We start from the raw sequence: 19407 nt of genomic DNA, 5'->3' as shown, positions 1-19407 counted from the left end.
CCAAGGTGGCCCCGGCAGGCGGAACGGGTGCCCCGGTCACTGCTGCGCACCGGCCAGTGCGTTGACCACCCGGGAGGGACTGGGCCGCCCCAGCCGGCCGGCCAGCCAGGTGCTGGTCCCGACCAGCGACTGCAGGTCGACACCGGTCTCGATCCCGAGGCCGTGCAGCAGCCAGAGCAGATCCTCGGTGGCCAGGTTGCCGGTCGCGGACCGGGCGTAGGGGCAGCCGCCGAGGCCGCCGGCGGAGGAGTCGAACTCGCTGACCTGGCACTCCAGTCCGGCGTACACATTGGCCAGCGCCTGCCCGTAGGTGTCGTGGAAGTGCAGCGCCAGCCGGTCCACCCCGATACCGGCGTCGGCATGGGTGGCGAGCAGGTCGCGTACGCCGCCAGCGGTCGCGACGCCGATGGTGTCGCCCAGGCTGACCCGGTCGCAGCCGAACTCGAGCAGCCGGCCGGTCACCCCGGCCACCTGCTCGGCCGGTACCGGGCCCTCCCACGGGTCGCCCCAGCACATCGAGACATAACCGCGGACCCGTACGCCCGTCGCGCGGGCCTCGGTGACCACCGGCTCGGCCAGCGCCAGGGCGCCCTCGACGGTGTTGTTCAGGTTGGCCTTCGCGAAGCTCTCGGTCGCCGAGACGAAGACCGCGATGTCCCGGGCACCGGCGGCCAGGGCCCGCTCCAGGCCGCGCTGGTTCGGTACCAGCACGGGCAGGCGGACGCCTTCGGGGCGCGGAATGGCGGCCATCACCTCGGCGGCGTCGGCCAGCTGCGGTACCCACTTGGGCGAGACGAAACTGGTCGCCTCCACGTGGGTCAGGCCCGCCTCGATCAACCGGGTGACCAGTTCGACCTTCACCTCGGTCGGCACGGTCTGCTTCTCGGCCTGGAGCCCGTCGCGCGCCCCCACCTCGAAGACCGTCACCTGCTCGGGCAGGTCGATCGCGGGCCGGCGTACCTCGGGAAACGGCTGCATGGGCCAAGCATAGGCAGCGATCCCGGCGCGGTTCGGCGTGCGTTGGCCTTGCTTCCTTGGGACACTGGAGCGAAGTTCCAGGCGAAAGGAAGTCCATGAGCCAGCCGAACCCGCCCGCCGGCGGTCCGGGACCACAGGGCCCGCAGGGACCCCATGGGCCGAATCAGGGGCCGTGGGGAGGTCCTCAGGGACCCGGACCGCAGGGCCCGCCCGGGGCGTACGGTCCCGGTCCGCAGCAGGGCGCGAACCCGCAGTGGCGACCGGATGGCACGTTCGGGCAGCCCAGCCAGCCCCTCACCGGTGGCGCCGGTGGCGGCTGGCGGGGGCCGCAGCAGCCGCCGGAACAGATGAATCCGCAGCAGCCGCCGAAGCAGCCGAAACAGCCGACCGATCCGAAGCGGAAGAAGATCCTGATCGGCGCCGGGGCGGCGGTGCTCGCGCTGATCCTGATCATCGGCGGTGTGGTGCTGTGGAACGACTACCAGACCAAGCAGGAGCAGGCGCGCGCCGCCGAGGCGGCCAGGGTCGCCGAGGAGAACCGGCGCAACGAGGAGAAGAAGCAGTCCGAGGCGGCGACCGGGGCGGTGCAGACCTTCCTGCAGGCGCTCGCTGACTCGGATGCGGAGAAGGCACTCGGGTACGCCAAGGAGAAGCCGACCGAGAACGCGCAGCTGCTCACCCGGGATGTGCTGATCGAGGCCAACAAGCGCGCCGCGTTGAAGGTGGGCAAGCTCGAACCGGCACGGGTCACCGAGAACTCCCAGGGCGAGTGGGACACCGGCAAGGTGCCGGCGACCGTCACCGTCGGCGACAAGGAGCAGACCGTCGAGTTCGCGGTCAGCCGGGTCGGTGCGGACTGGAAGCTGGACAAGCCGACGGCGAAGATCGATCTGGGGCTGGACGGCCCGGAGCGGTTGGTCAACGGGGCGAAGGTGCCGCCGGGCAGTTATGAGATGTTCCCCGGCAGCTACTCGGTCACCTCGACCAACCCGCTGATCTCCTTCACCAGCACCGAATTCGCGTTCACCGACCCCGCCAACCCGGGGGTCTCCTGGGAGGCCGATGCGGTGCTGAGCGAGGAGGGTACGAAACAGGCCTCCGCCGCGACCCGGGCCGCGATCGACGCCTGCATGGGCAAGCGGGAGCTGAACCCGCCGGACTGCCCGTTCATCGGTGGCCGGGTCGAGTCGAACGTGCAGCTGGACAACAGCACGATCCGGTGGAATCTGAAGAACGACCCGATGGCGGGGGTGAACTGGCGCTTCAGCGACTCGACGATGACCGCGACGACCTCCGTTCCGGTCGCCTCCGAGCTGCAGGCCTCGGCGACCGTCAGCGGCCGCCGCGGCAACATCATCCCCGAGACCCGCACCCGGACCGCCTATGTGACCGTCAAGCTCGCCGACGGCAAACCGGCCGTCGTCTTCAGCTGACCCGCACTCGCCCGGAACTGTCGTGCTTCGGCTGTCCGATGGCGTCCGGATCGCGGTGCGCAGCGCGGACTCCTCGGCACCCGGAACGCCGGTGGTGCTGATCCACGGCGGACCGGGACTCTGGGACTACCTGGGGCCGCTCGGCGAGATGATCGAAGGCCGGCCGGTGCACCGCTACGACCAGCGTGGCTGTGGCGCCTCCGACGCATCGGAGGAGCAGACTCTGGATCGGGCACTGGCCGACCTCGACGAGTTGCGAGCCGGGCTGGGGATCGAACGGTGGACCGTGCTGGGACACTCCTACGGCGCGGCGCTGGCCCTGTTGTACGCGGCGCGGTATCCGCAGCGGGCGGCCGGGATGATCCACCTCAGCGGGGTGGGTATCGGTGATTGGCGTACGCCGTTGCGCACCGAACTGGCGCGTCTCCGATCGGCCGCACAGACGGCGAGGCTTCGCGAGCTGGACGCACTCCCCCGCCGGGATCCGCATCAGGAAAGGGAATTCCGGATCCTGAGCTGGTTCACCGACTACGCGGATCCGGAAGTCGGGGCACGCGAGGCCGCGAGGATGGCGGATCATGATGGCCCGATCAACTTCGGGGCCTACCGCGCGCTGATGTCCGAGCTCGATGCGCTCGGTGACACGGGCATGATCGGGGCCGCGCGCCAGGTCACCTGCCCCGCCCTGTTCCTCCACGGCGCGGCCGATCCGCGGCCCTGGTCATGCGCCCACGCACTGGCCGGTCACGTCCAGGACGCCGAGTGGGTGCTGCTGCCGGGGGCCGGGCATCTGCCGTGGATCGAACGGCCGGGCCCGGTACGCGAGCTGCTGCACCGATTCCTCACCGCCTCGGGCTGACCGGCCAGGACTGCGCACCGGGCACCCGGGAGTGACACCGGGCACCCGATGCGGTCACGCACTCCTGGGTGCCCGGTGGCGGTTCCGGGTGCCCGGTGGGGCAGCCCGATGCACCGGTACCGCTCATCTCGACACGCGCGGCACTGCTCCGCTGCGCTGCGCATGCCGCGCTACTCGATGAGCGTGGCCCGACCCACGACTCAGCTGCAGCCGCTGGTGGAACCGCAGCCCTCGCACACGTAGCACGAACCCGAGGGGCGCATCTTCGTGCCGCAGGTGAAGCAGAGCGGCGCGTCGACCGTGTTGCCGGTGATCGATTCCAGCAGCTCCGCCGAGGTGTGCGCCTCCCGCGGGGCCGGGCGGACCGAGGCCGAGGTGGTCGGATCGACCGCCGCCTTCGGGCTCTGGGTCTTCACCGGCGCGGCCGCCTCGACCGTGCCCTCGTCCTCGACGGCCGGCTCCGACTCACCCGCACCGGACTCGGACTGCTCCTCCAGGTAGGAACCCGTCTCGACGTAGCGGGCCCGCTCCCGGGCGGTGTAGATGCCCAGCTCGGCGCGCTCGTCGAAGCTCAGGTAGTCCAGCGCCAACCGGCGGAAGACGTAGTCGATGATCGACTGCGCCATCCGGATGTCCGGGTCGTCGGTCATCCCGGCCGGCTCGAACTTCATGTTGGTGAACTTCTGCACATAGGTCTCCAGCGGGACGCCGTACTGCAGCGCGATGGAGATCGCGATCGAGAAGGCGTCCATCACCCCGGCCAGCGTGGAGCCCTGCTTGCCGAGCTTGAGGAAGACCTCGCCCAGGCCGTCGTCGGGGTAGGAACCGGAGGTCAGGTAACCCTCGGCGCCACCGACCGAGAACGAGGTGGTCGAGGACGGGCGCTTCTTCGGCAGCCGCTTGCGGCGCGGCTTGTACTCCACCACCGGCGCCGGCGCCTCGGACTTCTTCTCCTCGGGCTTCTTCTTGCCGTCGGAGAGCGGCTGACCGACCTTGCAGTTGTCGCGGTAGACCGCGAGTGCCTTGAGGCCGAGCTTCCAGCCCTGCCGGTAGACCTCGCCGATCTCCTCCACGGTGGCGGTCTCGGGCAGGTTGACGGTCTTGGAGATCGCACCGGACAGGAACGGCTGCACCGCGGCCATCATCCGCACGTGGCCCATCGGGCGGATCGCCCGCTGCCCCATCGCGCAGTCGAAGACCTCGTAGTGCTCGGTCTTCAGGCCCGGGGCGTCGATCACATGACCGTGCTCGGCGATATATTCGACGATCGCCTCGGCGGTCTCGTCGGCGTACCCGAGCCGACGCAGCGCCCGCGGAATGGTCTGGTTGACGATCTGCATCGACCCGCCGCCGACCAGCTTCTTGAACTTGACCAGCGAGAAGTCCGGCTCCACCCCGGTGGTGTCGCAGTCCATCATGAAACCGATGGTGCCGGTCGGCGCGAGCACCGAGGCCTGGGCGTTGCGGAAACCGTTGTCGGCGCCCAGCTTCACCACCTGGTCCCATTCGCGGGTGGCGAGCCGGTGCACGTCACCGTCGATCGCGGACAGGGTGCGCAGCGAATCGTTGGCGGCCTGGTGCTTGCGCATCACCCGCTGGTGCGCGTCGGCGTTGCGGGCATAGCCCTGGTAGGGGCCGACGACCGCGGCCAGTTCGGCGGAGCGGCGGTAGGAGGTGCCGGTCATCAGCGAGGTGATCGCGGCCGCGAAGGCCCGCCCGCCCTCGGAGTCGTAACCGTGACCGGTCGCCATCAGCAACGCACCCAGGTTGGCGTACCCGATGCCGAGCTGACGGTAGTTGCGGGTGGTCTCGCCGATCGATTCGGTCGGGAAGTCGGCGAAGCAGATCGAGATGTCCATCGCGGTGATGATCAGCTCGACCGACTTGGCGAACTTCTCCGCGTCGAAGGTGTCGTCGGCGGAGAGGAACTTGAGCAGGTTGAGGCTGGCCAGGTTGCAGGAGGAGTTGTCCAGCGACATGTATTCCGAGCAGGGGTTGGACGCGGTGATCCGGCCGGTCTCGGGGTTGGTGTGCCAGTCGTTGATGGTGTCGTCGTACTGGATGCCGGGATCGGCGCATTCCCAGGCGGCCTTGGCCATCTTGTCGAACAGCTCGCGGGCATCGACGGTCTCGACGACCGAGCCGTCGGTCCGCGAACGCAGCGCGAACTCGGCCCCGTCCTCGACGGCGGTCATGAACTCATCGGAGACCCGCACCGAGTTGTTGGCGTTCTGGTACTGCACGGAGGTGATGTCCTTGCCGCCCAGGTCCATGTCGAAGCCGGCATCGCGCAGCGCGCGGATCTTGTCCTCCTCGCGCGCCTTGGTCTCGACGAACTCCTCGATGTCGGGGTGGTCGACGTCGAGCACCACCATCTTCGCCGCGCGGCGGGTGGCACCGCCGGACTTGATGGTGCCGGCCGAGGCGTCCGCGCCGCGCATGAACGAGACCGGCCCCGAGGCGGTGCCCCCGGAGGACAGCAGCTCCTTCGACGACCGGATCCGGGAGAGGTTCAGCCCGGCGCCCGAACCGCCCTTGAAGATGAACCCCTCCTCCTTGTACCAGTTCAGGATCGAGTCCATCGAGTCGTCGACCGAGAGGATGAAGCAGGCCGAGACCTGCTGCGGGGACTTCGTGCCGACGTTGAACCAGACCGGGGAGTTGAAGCTGAACACCTGGTGCAGCAGCATCCAGATCAGCTCGTGTTCGAAGATCTCCGCGTCCTGCTCGGTGGCGAAGTATCCGTGTTCCTCACCCGCGGCGCGGTAGGTCCGCACCACCCGGTCGATGAGCTGCTTGAGCCCCTGCTCGCGGGCCTCGGTGCCGAGCGCGCCGCGGAAGTACTTGGTGGTGACGATCGTCGAGGCGTTCATCGACCAGAAGTCGGGGAACTCGACCCCGCGCTGCTCGAAGACGCTCTCCCCGGTCTTCCAGTTGGTCTGGACGATGTCCCGACGCTCCCAGGTCACCTGGTCGTAGGGGTGCACGCCCTCGGTGGTGTGCACCCGCTCGATGGTCAGCCCACGGGGTGCGGACTCGCTGCTCCGGGATGAGGATCGGGTGGTCTCGGTCATCGTGAACCTCTCGGGATCGGCATGGTCACTGCTGAAGATGCTGAATGGTGTGGTGGCCCGGGCCCGGGCCCGGGCCGGCAGACCTCACTGGGTCTGATCGGTGAGCGCGCGTTCGGTGCGCAACCGCGCGATCTCGGCCTCGAAGTCGTCCACCGAGGCGTACTGGTTGTAGACCGAGGCGAAGCGCAGGTACGCCACCTGGTCCAGCGCGCGGAGCGGGCCGAGGATCGCCACGCCGACCTCATCGGCCGGCACCTCCGGCTGCCCGGACGCGCGCAGCGCCTCCTCGACCGCCTGGCCGAGCCGGGCCAGCTGCTCGTCGGTCACCGGCCGGCCCTTGCATGCCTTCCGGACCCCCTTGATCACCTTGTCGCGGCTGAACGGCTCGATCACCCCCGAGCGCTTGACCACCACGATCTGCATCTGCTCGATGGTGGTGAACCGGCGCTCACAGGCCGGGCACTGCCGCCGGCGGCGAATGCTCGCACCGTCATCGGCGGCCCGCGAATCGAGCACCCGGGAGTCGGTGTGCTTGCAGTAGGGGCAGTGCACCCGACCCACCTCCGCTCGCTCGCCGACCGGCCCCTGCTGGGGATGACCCTGTGGGTGCCGGTGTGGACATCCTGTGGAAAAGAACCACAACCTGTGGATGAACCACAAGCCTGTAACTACTAGATATGGGAATCCTACGTCGCATCCGGCAGCGGAGCAAGACGTCGCGAACCGGCGTTTCGCGGCCCTCAGATCAGGTTGCGGGCCAGCATCCAGACCAGCGCCGGCAGCAGGATCAGCAGCAGCGCCCGCAGCGGCGCCCCGCGCTCCAGCCAACGACCCAGCGAGGTCGGCAAACCGGCCGACCGACGGGCCAGCAGGCGGACACCGGACCAGGCCCAGACAGCCAGCAACAGCCCACCCAGCACCAGGACGAAGGGATTGGCCACCCAGGCCGCGGCGGGATCGCCCCGGAGCAGGGCCGCGCCCATCCGGGAGGCACCGCAGAGCGGGCACTGCCAACCGGTGGCGAGCAGCACCGGACACGGTATCCCCCGGCCGGTCAGCGCGTAGACCCCGCCGGCGAGTGCGCAGCTGGCCCCGAGCAGGGTGAGCCAGCCGAAGCGCCGCACCGCGGTGCCGCGGGTGTGCCCTGCGGTCGGTGCGACGGGATGCATGCCCCCATTGTCGCCGGTCGCGGTCCATGCCGACCTCAGCGGAGCGGGGCGCCACCGGTGGCGGCCGCGGGCGGGGCCTGGGTCAGTGCGACAGCGGCCTGCGGGGCCGGCGGCTCGGCGGTGACGCGGGCGGCGGTCACCCCGATGCACAGCATCGCGGCCAGCCCGAGCAGGGCACCGAGGGCGAGCACCACGGCGATCCCCCGGTCGGTCAGCCGGATCTCACCACCGGCGGGGCGCACGGGACTGCGCCGGGCGGCGGGCTGGACGACCGGGCGCTGCACCCGGCATCCGGCGGACACGCCGCGGGTCTCGAAACCGCGATCGCGATCGGCACGCTGCACCCGCGGACCGCGCGCGGGGCGCTGCCCCTCGGGGCGCCGGGTGCTCGGCCGCCGGCCGCCGGGGGTGACGGAGTGGCGCGGGGCCGGGCGGGCGATCGTGCTGCTGACCTGCTGGGCCATGGTTGCCTCCTCGGGAAGTGGTCGAACAGGTGTTCGACACGGACCATTGTTACCTCGGAACCGATTCGCACACAAACCCGAATCGTGGACTCGTGTTCGAATCGTGATCTTGCAGAGATCACTCAAACAGAGGCCACTGACAGTCCGTCCGACGCGCTTCCAGGCCGGCGCGACACGCTCGAACAGTTGTTTGATTCGATGTTCGATTCGTCCTACCCTGATGCCATGGCTGACAGCAAAGACCCGAAGACCACCAAGTCCACCACCGACTCCGCCACGCCCAGCGCCGCATCCGCTCCGCGCCGCCGCGGCCGGCCGCGCAATGAGGACGTCGCCGCCGAGATGGATCGCACCAGCGGCACCGTGACCCCGCTGCCGGACGGCCCGGCCGATGCGCACGGGCTGACCCCGCGGCAGCGCCGGGTGCTCGAGGTGATCAAGCACGCGGTCGACCACCGAGGCTACCCGCCCAGCATCCGCGAGGTCGGTGAGTCGGTCGGGCTGGCGAGCCCGTCCTCGGTGGCCCATCAGATGCGCACCCTGGAGGCCAAGGGCTTCCTGCGCCGGGATCCGAACCGGCCGCGTGCCCTGGAGGTGCTGCTGCCCGCCGACATGCAGCCGATGGACCCGGGTTACGACGAGACCGGGATCCGGGACAGCTACCCCGACGCCGTCCGGGTGCCGGTGGTCGGCCGGATCGCCGCCGGCGGCCCGATTCTCGCCGAGGAACGCGTCGAGGACGTCTTCCCGCTGCCCAAACAGCTCGTCGGTGAAGGCACCCTGTTCCTGCTCGAGGTGAGCGGTGACTCGATGATCGACGCCGCGATCTGCAACGGCGACTGGGTCGTGGTGCGTCAGCAGCCGACCGCGGTCAACGGGGACATCGTGGCCGCCATGCTGGACAACGAGGCCACCGTGAAGACGTTCTCCAAGACCAGGGGCAAGGTGTGGCTGCTGCCGCACAACGAGGCGTACGACCCGATCGACGGCAGCGACGCGACCATCCTCGGCAAGGTGGTGGCGGTGCTGCGCCGCGTCTGAACCACGCAGATACGCCGCAGCGGCCGGTCCGGGATGTCAGCCTCCCGGGCCGGCCGCGCTGCGTTCCCCGGCGCCCGCTCAGTCGTCCTCGGCCAACCGGCGCAGCGCCTGCACGGCCACCTCACGGTCGGTGGTCATCCACATCGGCGGCATCCCGGCGCGCAGATACGACCCGTACCGCGCGGTGACCAGGCGCGGATCGAGCACCGCGACCACCCCCCGATCGCTCTGCCGGCGGATCAACCGGCCGGCGCCCTGGGCGAGCAGCAGCGCCGCATGCCCCGCCGCCACCGTCATGAACCCATTGCCCCCGGCCTCGGCGACCGCCCGCTGCCGTGCCTGCATCAGCGGGTCGTCGGGCCGCGGGAACGGGATCTTGTCGATGATCACCAACCGGCAGGTGTCACCGGGCACGTCGATCCCCTGCCACAGCGAGACGGTGCCGAACAGGCTGGTCTCCGGTTCGTCGGCGAAACGGCGGGTCAGCTCGGAGAGCTGCGCATCCCCCTGGCACAGGATCGTGTGCTTGGGCAGCTGTTTGCGGACGTACGCCGCAGCGGCCTCGGCGGCGCGTTGGGAGGCGAACAGACCGAGCGTACGCCCACCCGCGGCCCAGACCAGTTCGGCGACCTCGGTCAGCACCTGGGGTGCGATCCCGTCCCGACCGGGTTTCGGCAGATCCTTGCCCACATGGAGAATCCCCTGCCTGGCATAGGAGAACGGGGACCCGACGTCGATACCGCGCCAGGTCATCGGACCGGCCTTGCGCCGCCCGCCGCCGGCCTCCGATCCGTCACCGAAATCGGCGACGGTGTCACTCTCCAGCTCCTCGGGGTCGTCGGCCTGCTCGACCGCGTCCACCTCGTCCGGCCCGGTGAGTTTCGGCGCGGCCTCCGGGCGGTCCCGGCGCTCGTCGCGCCGCAGGCCGACGCTGCCGGCGACCTGTTCGAACTCGCCACCGAGCTTGAGGGTCGCCGAGGTGAGCACCGTGGTCACCTGGCCGAGCACCCGCTCACGCATCAGCGCGGCCACGCTCAGCGGGGAGACCCGGGCCTCGCGGCCGAAGCGTTCCCGGTCGGCCACATAGACGACGTCGTGGTCGGCCAGCGCGGCCATCCGCTCGGCGACGTCGAAGACCTCCTTGACCGCTGCGGCGGCCTGCCGCTGCTCGTTGTCGGCGTCCTTGCCGGTCAACGCGCTGACCACCCGGCGGGTGACGTCGCGGACCGCTTCGAAGGCGCGCACCACCGGGGCGTCGGTGCCCGGCACCTGCTCCAGCGGCGCCGCCTCCAGCCCCTCGCGGAGCACATCGGCCGATTCCAGGAATTCCAGTCCCAGTTCGTCATCCAGCCAACCGAGGGCGCGGCGGCCGACGCGTTCGATCTGCTGCGGGCTGAGCTCGGCGGAGGCGGCACCGGTCACCCGGGAGACCAGCTCGTGGGCCTCGTCGATGATCACGTGGTCGTGCTCGGGCAGCGCCGTGCCGCCATGCATCGCGTCGATCGCCAGCAACGCATGGTTGGTCACCACCAGATCGGCCGAGCGGGCCTGCTCCCGGGACTTCTCCACGAAACACTCGGTGCCGTAGGGGCAGCGCTGCGCGCCGACGCATTCACGGACCGGTACCGACACCTGCGCCCAGGCCCTGGTGGTGTGGGTAGGCGCGTCGTCACGGTCAGCCAGGCCACCGTCGCTGGCCTGCTGCTCGGCCCACTCGCGCAGTGCGACCACCTCGGCACCGACCACCGAGTCGGTGCTCGGCGCGCTGGCCCGCAGCGCCTCGACGACCTCGCTGGAGCCGAGCAGGGTGTCCTGGTCCTCGACGGCCTGGTCGCGGATCCGCAGCAGACAGGCGTAATTGCTGCGTCCCTTGAGGATCGCGGCGCGGGGCCGCTTGCCGATCGCCTGCTCGCAGGCGTCCAGGGCGCGTGGGATGTCGCTGTTGGCGAGCTGGGCCTGCAGCGCCAGGGTCGCGGTCGCGATCACGATCCGCTCCCGGCCGCGGGCCAGTCGGGTCAGCGCCGGGGCGAGATAACCGAGGGACTTGCCGGTGCCGGTACCGGCCTGGACGAGCAGGTGCTGCCCGGTCTCGAAGGCCTCGGCGACCGCCTCGGCCATCTGCTGCTGGCCCTCCCGCGGGCTCCCGCCGAGCGCCTCGACGGCGGCATCCAGCACCTGCTGCGGGTCCGGCCGGGAGGTTGCTGCGGGGCGAGCGGCGTGCGAGGTCACCGAAGCAATCTAGTCGCCGGAGGCCACCGATTCGAGGCGCCGGGCGGGGTTGTGCACAGGCGATTCCAGACGGTCCCGTTGATGAGGACGAGGTCGCGGCACTGATGACCCGCTTGTCATCGTGATCGCGCGGCCACACTCGATCCTGCTCGACGCCGAAGCGGTATCCGCTCTGGCCCGGAACGAACGCACCATGAAGCGTTGACCTGATCAGCGCCGGAGCTCGGCCGCGATCAGGTGGTGAAGGCCTCGACCTCGATGAGCACCGAACTGTCGGGGCGGGTGACCCGGGTGTAGGTGCGGATCGGTGGTTGCTGCGGGTCGTTCGCGCTGGCACAGCGGCGGTCGGTGCCCTCGCCGGTCAGCTCGGTGCAGTCGGTGGTACCGGCCGGTGGGTACGCCGCCAGCGACTGCTCCCATTCGGCGACCCGATCCGCCGGAACACTGAACCGTGCCCGCACGCGCCAGTCCTGGAAGGATTCGTACTGCGACTCGTGCACCGTCGTGCCGGCCGGCAGCCGCATCTGCGTCAGCCGTGCGATCACCTCCGGGTGGACGCGCTCGCACTTCATCCCGAGCGTGGTGGTGCACCGCTCGCCGTAGTCGGTGCGGTGCGGGATGAACTGCCAGCCGATCACCGCGGCCACGCCGAGCACCAGCACCAGCGCCAGGCCACCGCAGCCGACCAGCGTCCAGCCCCACCAGGGCAGTCGTCGCTTCACCGGACAAGGATCGCCCGCCGACGGGCCACTGGCCGCGCTGCGGCGTACGACCACGGTCTGTGATCAGTCGACGAGCGCCTCGAGCAGCCAGATGATGAAGAATCCGGCGAACAGCATCGCCGACATCCAGGCCTTCTCCTCGACCTCGTGGGCCTCGACGATCAGCTCCTCGATGGCCAGGAAGAGCAATGCCGCGGCGCCGAAGGCGAGGAAGGCGACCTGCACGGTGGCCGGTGCGCCACCCAGCAGCAGTACGCCGCCGAGGGCACCGACGCCGACCAGCAGGGCCAGCACCACGCCGACCCAGATCACGGTGCGGCGCCCGAAGCCCTCGCCGAGCAGCTCGAGCGCGGCCGACACCCCGAGGAAGAGCACCTCGATGGTCAGCGCGATCGTGATGATCAGGCCGGTCGCCGAGCCCAGCGTGACGCCCAGCCCGACCAGCATGCCGTCGATGACCAGGTCGATGCCGATCGCGATGAGCATGCCCATCGGCAGGCTGCGCGGACCCTCGGCCGTGCCGGCCGCACCGGTCGCACTGGCCGCCCGCGCCTTCTCGGCGGCCGAGCGGCGCCGTTCCCAGGCACCCAGGACGAGCATCACCGCGACACCGAGCGCGAACCCGACCGCGGTCCAGACCAGTTTGTGATCCTCCCGCTCCTTCAGGTCCGGGAGCACCTCACCGGCCAGCGCGGCGATCACCACCCCGGCCGCGAAATGTTGGATGGCGGCCACGGTCCGGGTGCCGGGTGGGCGCCAGACAGCGACGAGTGTGCCGACGATGGTCGCCAGGACCGGGAAGATCGTCAGCCGGGCGGCCTGGACCAACAAGGTGCTCTGCACCGGGCCAATCTAAGCCCTGCCACCGCAGCCGCGGCAGGTGGTCCGCTCAGCGGGTCGCGTCGTTCTCCACGTCGGCGTACGGCTCGAACTCCGCGGCCAGCTCGGGATGCACCCGGGCCACGATCCGGGTGCCGGTGGCGGTGTGCTCGGTGGTCAGGAACTCACCGCTGCGGTGCACCTGATCCAGCAGATCCCCACGCTCATAGGGAACCAGCGCGCGGACCTCGACCTCGGGCCGCGGCAACCGGGAGTCGATGACCTCCTTGAGCCGGTCGATGCCGGCACCGGTCCGCGCGGACACCACGATCGCGTCGGGGGCATGGGTACGCAGCAGCTGCAGATTCTCCGGCGAGGCCAGATCGGCCTTGTTGATCACCAGTTGCTCGGCCCGGTCCCCGGCGCCGATGTCGTTGAGCACCGTCCGGACCGCGGCGATCTGGCCGAGCGGGTCCGGATCGGAGCCGTCGACCACATGGACCAGCAGGTCCGCGGCGACCGATTCCTCCAGCGTGGAAGCGAATGCTTCGACCAGGTCGTGGGGCAGATGGCGGACGAAGCCGACGGTGTCGGTGAGCGTGTAGACGCGGCCGTCGGGGGTCTGGGAGCGCCGGGTGGTCGGGTCCAGGGTCGCGAAGAGCGCGTTCTCGACCAGCACCCCGGCTCCGGTGAGCCGGTTCAGCAGGGAGGATTTGCCGGCGTTGGTGTAGCCGACGATCGCGATCGACGGGACCCGGTGCCGCTGCCGTTCGGCGCGCTTGGCCTCACGGGTGGAGTCCATCTCGCGGAGCCTGGTGCGCAGTTGCGAGATCCGGTGATGGATCCGGCGCCGGTCGGTCTCCAGCTTGGTCTCACCGGGGCCACGGCCACCGATACCGGCACCGGCCGCGGCGCGGCCACCCGCCTGCCGGGACAGGTTGCCGCCCCAGCCGCGGAGCCGCTGCTTCAGATAGTTGAGCTGGGCCAGTTCGACCTGCGCCTTGCCCTCCACCGACTTCGCGTGCTGGGCGAAGATGTCGAGGATCAGCGCGGTCCGGTCGACGACCTTGACCTTGACCCGGTCCTCCAGGTTGCGCAACTGGGCGGGGGCGAGTTCGCCGTCGCAGATCACGGTGTCGGCGCCGGTGGCGACGACCACCTCCCGCAGCTCGTCGACCTTGCCCGAGCCGATGTAGGTCGCCGGGTCGGGCTTGCGGCGTCGCTGCACCAGTCCTTCGAGGACCTGGGAGCCGGCGGTCTCGGCGAGCTGTTTCAGCTCGGCGAGCGAGTTGTCGGCGTCGACCTGGGAGCCGGTGGTCCAGACGCTGACCAGCACCACCCGCTCGAGCAGCAGTTTGCGGTACTCGACCTCGGTGATGTCGGACAGCTCGGTGGACATCCCGACCACGCGGCGCAACGAGTTGCGTTCGGCCAGCTCGAGCTGGTCCCCGTCGAAGTCGAGCTCCTCCTCGATCGGGTCGACGGTCTGGTCGTCGACGGTGATCGGATCCTCGGAGTCGTCGAAGTATTCCTGGCGGCGTACTGTCATCGTCCCACCAGTTTCCCACGGCCGGCCAACCGGGGCGAGTGGTTTGTTCCGGGTACGCCTCCGGCCCCGCCCGGATTCAGGCGTCGACGGTCTCGCGGTCGGGCAGCAGCACCTCACCGCGGAACACGATGACCGCAGGACCGGTCAGCCAGGCCACCTCACCGAGCTCCACCTGCACCTGGCCGCCGAGCACGTCGACCTGCCATTCGTCACCGCCGTACCACTGGCTGGCGGCGGCCGCCGTGGCCACCGTTCCGGTGCCGCAGGAGCGGGTCTCACCGACCCCGCGCTCGTGGACCCGCATCGCCACCTCGCGGTCACCGACGCGCTGCACGAACTCGACGTTCACCCCGTCGGGGAAACGCTCCGGATCGAACTGCGGGGCGCGGGAGAGGTCGAGGGAGCGTACGTCGTCGACCTCGACCACAGCATGCGGGTTGCCCACATCGGCCGGCATCGCGGTGAACTCGCGCTCCCCGAGCCGGATCGTGGTCGGCGTCTGGTCGACCGCGACGGCGCCCATGTCGACCCGCACCAGTTCGCGGTCCAGATACGCGGTGCGCAGGCCGGCGCGGGTCCCGATCGGGATCACCGGCTCGTTGGCCAGGCCCTCCTCGTTCAGGTAGCGGGCGAACACCCGCACCCCGTTGCCGCACATCTCGGCGATCGAACCGTCGGCGTTGCGGTAGTCCATGAACCAGATGTCCGGGTCGCCGTCCCATTCGGGGATGTGCTGGGCCTTGATCGCCCGCAACAGGCCGTCGCCGCCGATGCCGCTGCGCCGGTCGCAGAGGAAGCGGACGTCGTCATCGCTGGGATCGAGCATGCCGTGCCGGTCCACCATGATGACGAAATCGTTCTCCGTCCCGTGGCCCTTGGCGATGCTCCAGCTCCGCATGCTCACAGGCTTTCACCCCCTCCAGACGGTGTCCAATCCCGTTCCGGGACAGGCAACACCGGTGGCTCGGCGAGCATTCCGGCCAGTCGTTCGACCAGGTCCGGGGCGCCGGCGGGCAGCCAGCGGATCCGCTCGTCGCGGCGATACCAGGAGAGCTGTTTGCGGGCGAAGCGACGGGTACCGGTGATGGTGGCCCGCCGGGCCTCGTCCTCGCTGCTCTCCCCCGCCAGGTACGCCAGCACCTGCCGGTAGCCGAGCGCGCGGGAGGCGGTCCGGCCCTGCCGCAGGCCGCGGGCCTCGAGGCGGCGTACCTCCTCGACGAAGCCGTCGGCCCACATCCGCTCGACCCGTTGCGCGATCCGCTCGTCCATGGTGGCCCGATCCAGTTCGAGCCCGACCTGCAGCACGGTCCCGGGCAGGGCGTAGCGCCAGCTCGGCAGCTGGCTGGTGAACTCACCGGTCAGGTCGATCACCTCCAACGCGCGCACGATCCGGCGCCCGTTGCCGGGCAGGATGTCCGCGGCGGCCTGCGGCGCGCGCTCGGCGAGCAGGGCGTGCAGGGCGGGGGCGCCGAGCCGGTCGAGTTCGGCTTCCCAGTACGCCCGGCGCTGCGGATCGGTGCCGGGGAAGCTGAACTCGTCGGTGATCGCGCGGGTGTAGAGGGCCGAGCCACCGGTGACGATGGGCAGCACGCCGCGGGCGTGGCAGTCCGCGATCGCGGCCCGGGCGAGGGTCTGGAACTCCGCGACCGAGGCGGTCTCGGTGATCTCGGCGATGTCGATCAGATGGTGGGGTACGCCGCCGCGTTCGGCCATCGTGGGTTTGGCGGTGCCGATGTCCATCCCCCGATAGACCAGCATCGAGTCGGCGTTGACGACCTCGGCCGGCCGGCCCTGCGCGGCGCTGGACAGGGCGTACGCCACCGCGAGCGCCGACTTGCCGCTGGCGGTCGCGCCGACCAGGACCAGGGTGCGCGGTGCGGGAGTGGACACGCCCTCCAGTCTGCCGCAGACCTTCGTGGTCACTCGGGTGAACCCGGCGGGGCCGGGTCGCTGGTCCAGGCATCGAGCCCGGTGCCGAACACCCCTTCGGTCGCCTCCGGGTCGATCGCGCGCTCGATGGCCAACCCGTTGGAGAGCGCGAGGATGGCGACCGCCAGCCATCGCGCCCGCTCGGCGGGGACTCCCCCCTCGACCAGTAGGGCTTCGATGTCGCCCCGCAGTTCGCCCCGCATCCGCCGCAGTTCGGCGTGCCGCGCGGGGTCCGGGGCGTTGGTCACCGTGGCCCAGAACTGGATCAGTGCCAGGTGCCAGGTCGGATCGTCGACGGTGAAGCGCTCCAGCAACCGGCCCACCTCGGTGCCGGAGAAGGGTGCCGAGGTGTCGCGGATCTCCCGGGCGGCCAGCAGCCGTTCCCGGGTCCGGGCCCGGAGGACCTCGAAGAACAGGTCCTCCTTGCCGCCGAAGCTGGAATAGATCGCCCCCTTGGTGAGGCCACCGGCCGCGGCGATCTGGTCCAGGGTGGCGCCGGTGAAGCCGCTGGTGGAGAAGACCTCGGCGGCGGCGGTGAGCACCTGCTCGCGGGTCTGCTCCCTGGTCGGTCTGCTGGCTGCTGGTTTGCGTCGAGCGGTCACCCGCGTACGATACCGGAAGTATTGAATACCGTCGGTATCGAGAGGAACGATTGTTGATGACTGGACCACGCACCGCCTTCGTCACCGGGGCCGCCGGCTTCCTGGGCCGGCACCTGGTCACCCGACTGCGCGACGAGGGCTGGTCCGTGACCGCCTTCTGCCGGGCCAGCGATCGGGTGGACCTGCTGCCCGCCGGCGTACGCGTCACGATGGGCGACCTGCTCGATCAGGCCTCCATCGACACCGCCCTCACCGGGCTCGACCGCCCGGTGATCTTCCACCTGGCCGGGAACACCACCACCTGGGCCAGACAGCGGGCGGCCCAGTGGCGCGACAACGTCGGCGGCACCGCGACGCTGCTGGAATCCGCCACCCGGGCCGGCGCGCGGCGGTTGGTCTACACCTCCTCGATCAGCAGCTACGGCTGGCAGCCGGGCGTCCGGCTCCGGGAGGACAGCGCCTCGAACGTGCAGTCGAAGGGCGACAATTACGGCCGCTCCAAACGCGCCGCCGAACACCTGGTGCACCGCGCGTCCCGGACGGGGGCACTGTCGACGATCACCCTGAACCCGGTCAACATCCTCGGCCCGGGGGACGCGTCGAACTGGGCCCGCCAACTGATCCTGCCGATCGCCACCGACTCACTGCGGGTGGTCCCACCCGGGCACGCCACCTGGATCGCGGTGCAGGACGTGGTCAGTGCCCACCTGGCCGCCGTCGATGCGCCGCTGACCGGGACGAATGTCATTCTGGGTGGCCCCGAGGCGTCCTTCCTGGAGGTCGTGCAGACGATCGCCACCCTGCTCGGCGAGCCCGTCCCCGCCGCGGCCACCCCCCGCCCGCGGCTCGCGGCGCTGTTCGCGGCATCGGCAGCGAAGGCCGCGCTGACCCGCACCGAGCCGGAGCTGAGCCTGGCCAAGTACCGCCGGGCGACCGGCAATCTGGTCGTCGACGACGCGCTCGCGCGGCGCACGCTCGGGCTGGGGCGTACCTCGGTCGAGGAGATGCTCGCCCAGACGATCGACTGGCTGCGCGAGATCGACCTGCTGCCGGCCCCGGCCGCGGCCCGATGACCGGGACGGACTGGCTGCCGGTCGCCGCGGAACCGGCCCACGGTGAACTCTTCGCCAACCGGTGGTGCCGGGTCTATCAGGTGGATCTGACACCCGGCCAGGTGACCCTGGATCACCTGCATCACCAGGACACGGTCTATCTGATCGTGCGCGGTGGGCGGTTCCGCAGCGACAACCTGTACGCCACCTCCTCCCCCACCCGGCCCGGCGCCTCGACCGGTGCGCTGCGGACCGTCGGCTGGTTGGCGGGCCGGTTGCTGAGCGGGTGGCTCCGGATGCCCGCGGGGACGGTGCTGTGGCAACCCCACCGCGACCATCCGGTGATCCATCGGGTGCGGGTCTCGGCAGCGAACCGGGAGCCGATCCGGATGCTGGGGGTCGAACTGCGCGGTACCGGGCCGGCACCCCGGCTCCGGGACCAGCGCGGGGTCCGCCTGGAGTGCGCGTCCGAGCGCTCGGCGACCTATCGGTTCGACTCTCCGGGCCGGGTACGAGTGCCGGGACACGCGGTGCTGACGGCGATCCGGGGCGAGGTGTCGATGCCGGGTGCCGACCCACTGCGAGATGGCCGGACGATCTGGCTCGATGGCCCGGTGGAGTTGCGTCTGGATCCCGGCACCGTGGCGGTGGCGACCCTGCTCGAGGGTTGAACCGGCGTCGGCGCGCAAACCCACAGAACTGGGGGCGGCCTCCCCCTTTCGTGCGGCGGCTGAGCATTGGTAGAAAGGTCTCGGCGTCGTTGCGGCGGCGCCCACCAAGGGGGTTGACACCCCGATCCCAAACCCAAGGAGGATCCATGGGAATCTTCGACAAGGCCAAGGACTTCGCTTCCAACAACCCCGACAAGGCTGATTCGGCGGTCGACAAGGCCGGCGACATGCTCGATCAGAAGACCGGCGGGAAGTACGCGTCGCAGGTCGACAAGGGCCAGGATTTCGCCCGCGGCCAGTACGGCGGCGGCCAGCAGGGTGAGGCCGCTCCGGGCGCCGCCCCCGAGGACCAGGCCGGTGCGCCCGGTCAGCCCGGCCAGCCCGGTCAGCCCGGTCAGCCCGAACAGCAGCAGGGTGGCTTCGACGCTCCCGGTCAGCCCGAGCAGCAGGGCGGCTTCGATGCCCCGCAGCAGCAGGATCAGCAGCCGGGCTTCGACGCCCCGCAGCAGGACCAGGGCCCCGACGCCCCGCAGGGTGAGGGCGAGCAGCGCCAGTTCTGATCCACCCGGATCCACCGACCGGGCCACGGCACCAGCCGTGGCCCGGTCTTTTTGTGCGCAGTGCACAATCCACCAGGGTCGATCCGCATTCTTCTTCTGACAGTGAAATTACTTCTGCAAAGAGATTCTGCAGGTGCAGAAAATGGGTTTGCACGGAATCTATGTCTGCATTTGCATAATGGTGGGCAGATTTGCTTGGATCGACGGAATGCCGTAGTTTCGACACGGCAGTCCGACCGTCTACCCCCGGGGGAAC

Annotated in this window: 18 protein-coding genes; 6 read left to right on the top strand and 12 right to left on the bottom strand. The window is 70.3% G+C overall.

Features of this window, described 5'->3' with window-relative positions:
• Nucleotides 1-36: 36 nt before the first annotated feature.
• Nucleotides 37-978: a hydroxymethylglutaryl-CoA lyase gene (locus C8D81_RS02835; protein ID WP_094399828.1), complete on the bottom strand. Its 942-nt coding sequence runs from the start codon at nucleotides 976-978 to the stop codon at nucleotides 37-39.
• A gap of 95 nt (nucleotides 979-1073) precedes the next feature.
• On the opposite strand from C8D81_RS02835, the gene C8D81_RS21180 reads away from it, so the two are divergent.
• Both C8D81_RS21180 and C8D81_RS02825 read left to right on the top strand, forming a co-directional pair.
• On the top strand, nucleotides 1074-2411 hold the full coding sequence (locus tag C8D81_RS21180; RefSeq protein ID WP_094399826.1) for a hypothetical protein: 1338 nt from the start codon (nucleotides 1074-1076) through the stop codon (nucleotides 2409-2411).
• A gap of 22 nt (nucleotides 2412-2433) precedes the next feature.
• Nucleotides 2434-3270: an alpha/beta fold hydrolase gene (locus C8D81_RS02825; protein ID WP_133625503.1), complete on the top strand. Its 837-nt coding sequence runs from the start codon at nucleotides 2434-2436 to the stop codon at nucleotides 3268-3270.
• A gap of 200 nt (nucleotides 3271-3470) precedes the next feature.
• Here the strand turns inward: C8D81_RS02825 and C8D81_RS02820 are convergent, their stop codons facing one another.
• The 4 genes from C8D81_RS02820 to C8D81_RS02805 all read right to left on the bottom strand — a co-directional run bounded on the left by C8D81_RS02820 (nucleotide 3471) and on the right by C8D81_RS02805 (nucleotide 7977).
• Entirely contained in the window at nucleotides 3471-6344 is a 2874-nt protein-coding gene (locus C8D81_RS02820) for a vitamin B12-dependent ribonucleotide reductase (RefSeq protein ID WP_094399822.1), read from the bottom strand.
• 84 nt (nucleotides 6345-6428) lie between these two features.
• The gene (gene nrdR, locus C8D81_RS02815) at nucleotides 6429-6896 is read right to left on the bottom strand and encodes a transcriptional regulator NrdR (RefSeq protein WP_094358743.1); all 468 of its coding nucleotides are present in this window, start codon (nucleotides 6894-6896) and stop codon (nucleotides 6429-6431) included.
• 188 nt (nucleotides 6897-7084) lie between these two features.
• On the bottom strand, nucleotides 7085-7513 hold the full coding sequence (locus C8D81_RS02810) for a DUF2752 domain-containing protein (RefSeq protein WP_094358027.1): 429 nt from the start codon (nucleotides 7511-7513) through the stop codon (nucleotides 7085-7087).
• Nucleotides 7514-7548: 35 nt separating this feature from the next.
• The gene (locus tag C8D81_RS02805) at nucleotides 7549-7977 is read right to left on the bottom strand and encodes a hypothetical protein (protein WP_094399820.1); all 429 of its coding nucleotides are present in this window, start codon (nucleotides 7975-7977) and stop codon (nucleotides 7549-7551) included.
• Between the two features lie 225 nt (nucleotides 7978-8202).
• On the opposite strand from C8D81_RS02805, the gene lexA reads away from it, so the two are divergent.
• Nucleotides 8203-9018, top strand: coding sequence for a transcriptional repressor LexA (gene lexA, locus C8D81_RS02800; RefSeq protein WP_166646644.1), 816 nt, complete (start codon nucleotides 8203-8205; stop codon nucleotides 9016-9018).
• A 78-nt stretch (nucleotides 9019-9096) separates the two neighbouring features.
• Here lexA and C8D81_RS21830 read toward each other — a convergent pair whose 3' ends face one another.
• The 7 genes from C8D81_RS21830 to C8D81_RS21440 all read right to left on the bottom strand — a co-directional run bounded on the left by C8D81_RS21830 (nucleotide 9097) and on the right by C8D81_RS21440 (nucleotide 16868).
• On the bottom strand, nucleotides 9097-11136 hold the full coding sequence (locus C8D81_RS21830) for an ATP-dependent DNA helicase (protein ID WP_133625840.1): 2040 nt from the start codon (nucleotides 11134-11136) through the stop codon (nucleotides 9097-9099).
• A gap of 344 nt (nucleotides 11137-11480) precedes the next feature.
• A complete protein-coding gene (locus C8D81_RS02790; protein ID WP_133625502.1) occupies nucleotides 11481-11969 on the bottom strand; it encodes a hypothetical protein in 489 nt (162 codons plus the stop codon).
• 63 nt (nucleotides 11970-12032) lie between these two features.
• Nucleotides 12033-12812 carry a ZIP family metal transporter gene (locus C8D81_RS02785; protein WP_094356121.1) on the bottom strand — a complete coding sequence of 260 codons (780 nt, stop codon included), beginning with the start codon at nucleotides 12810-12812 and terminating at the stop codon, nucleotides 12033-12035.
• Nucleotides 12813-12858: 46 nt separating this feature from the next.
• A complete protein-coding gene (gene hflX / locus C8D81_RS02780) occupies nucleotides 12859-14337 on the bottom strand; it encodes a GTPase HflX (RefSeq protein ID WP_094399816.1) in 1479 nt (492 codons plus the stop codon).
• A gap of 76 nt (nucleotides 14338-14413) precedes the next feature.
• A complete protein-coding gene (gene dapF / locus C8D81_RS02775; RefSeq protein WP_133625501.1) occupies nucleotides 14414-15235 on the bottom strand; it encodes a diaminopimelate epimerase in 822 nt (273 codons plus the stop codon).
• Nucleotides 15236-15237: 2 nt separating this feature from the next.
• Nucleotides 15238-16227: a tRNA (adenosine(37)-N6)-dimethylallyltransferase MiaA gene (gene miaA, locus C8D81_RS02770; RefSeq protein WP_229119881.1), complete on the bottom strand. Its 990-nt coding sequence runs from the start codon at nucleotides 16225-16227 to the stop codon at nucleotides 15238-15240.
• 29 nt (nucleotides 16228-16256) lie between these two features.
• Nucleotides 16257-16868, bottom strand: coding sequence for a TetR/AcrR family transcriptional regulator (locus tag C8D81_RS21440; protein WP_229237901.1), 612 nt, complete (start codon nucleotides 16866-16868; stop codon nucleotides 16257-16259).
• A 56-nt stretch (nucleotides 16869-16924) separates the two neighbouring features.
• Between C8D81_RS21440 and C8D81_RS02760 the strand changes: the two genes are divergently transcribed.
• The 3 genes from C8D81_RS02760 to C8D81_RS21435 all read left to right on the top strand — a co-directional run bounded on the left by C8D81_RS02760 (nucleotide 16925) and on the right by C8D81_RS21435 (nucleotide 19151).
• Nucleotides 16925-17941, top strand: a complete 1017-nt coding sequence (locus C8D81_RS02760; RefSeq protein ID WP_133625499.1) for an NAD-dependent epimerase/dehydratase family protein — start codon at nucleotides 16925-16927, stop codon at nucleotides 17939-17941.
• Nucleotides 17938-18591 (top strand): hypothetical protein, encoded by a 654-nt coding sequence (locus tag C8D81_RS02755; RefSeq protein WP_133625498.1) that lies wholly within the window; start codon nucleotides 17938-17940, stop codon nucleotides 18589-18591. Before C8D81_RS02760 ends, C8D81_RS02755 begins: the two co-directional genes overlap by 4 nt.
• A gap of 146 nt (nucleotides 18592-18737) precedes the next feature.
• Nucleotides 18738-19151: an antitoxin gene (locus C8D81_RS21435; protein WP_133625497.1), complete on the top strand. Its 414-nt coding sequence runs from the start codon at nucleotides 18738-18740 to the stop codon at nucleotides 19149-19151.
• Nucleotides 19152-19407: the final 256 nt, after the last annotated feature.

This window comes from Enemella evansiae, assembly GCF_004362375.1.
Classification (GTDB): Bacteria; Actinomycetota; Actinomycetes; order Propionibacteriales; family Propionibacteriaceae; genus Enemella; species Enemella evansiae.
This window is presented reverse-complemented; position numbering and strand designations above follow the sequence as displayed.

Excerpts from the sequence above, each read along its gene's own strand:
- C8D81_RS02805 (WP_094399820.1), bottom strand. The coding sequence starts at position 7,977 with ATGGCCCAGCAGGTCAGCAGCACGATCGCCCGCCCGGCCCCGCGCCAC.
- C8D81_RS21830 (WP_133625840.1), bottom strand. The coding sequence starts at position 11,136 with ATGGCCGAGGCGGTCGCCGAGGCCTTCGAGACCGGGCAGCACCTGCTC.
- C8D81_RS02820 (WP_094399822.1), bottom strand. The coding sequence starts at position 6,344 with ATGACCGAGACCACCCGATCCTCATCCCGGAGCAGCGAGTCCGCACCC.
- dapF (WP_133625501.1), bottom strand. The coding sequence starts at position 15,235 with ATGCGGAGCTGGAGCATCGCCAAGGGCCACGGGACGGAGAACGATTTC.
- C8D81_RS02755 (WP_133625498.1), top strand. The coding sequence starts at position 17,938 with ATGACCGGGACGGACTGGCTGCCGGTCGCCGCGGAACCGGCCCACGGT.
- C8D81_RS02835 (WP_094399828.1), bottom strand. The coding sequence starts at position 978 with ATGCAGCCGTTTCCCGAGGTACGCCGGCCCGCGATCGACCTGCCCGAG.
- lexA (WP_166646644.1), top strand. The coding sequence starts at position 8,203 with ATGGCTGACAGCAAAGACCCGAAGACCACCAAGTCCACCACCGACTCC.
- hflX (WP_094399816.1), bottom strand. The coding sequence starts at position 14,337 with ATGACAGTACGCCGCCAGGAATACTTCGACGACTCCGAGGATCCGATC.
- C8D81_RS02810 (WP_094358027.1), bottom strand. The coding sequence starts at position 7,513 with ATGCATCCCGTCGCACCGACCGCAGGGCACACCCGCGGCACCGCGGTG.
- C8D81_RS02760 (WP_133625499.1), top strand. The coding sequence starts at position 16,925 with ATGACTGGACCACGCACCGCCTTCGTCACCGGGGCCGCCGGCTTCCTG.
- C8D81_RS21180 (WP_094399826.1), top strand. The coding sequence starts at position 1,074 with ATGAGCCAGCCGAACCCGCCCGCCGGCGGTCCGGGACCACAGGGCCCG.
- C8D81_RS21435 (WP_133625497.1), top strand. The coding sequence starts at position 18,738 with ATGGGAATCTTCGACAAGGCCAAGGACTTCGCTTCCAACAACCCCGAC.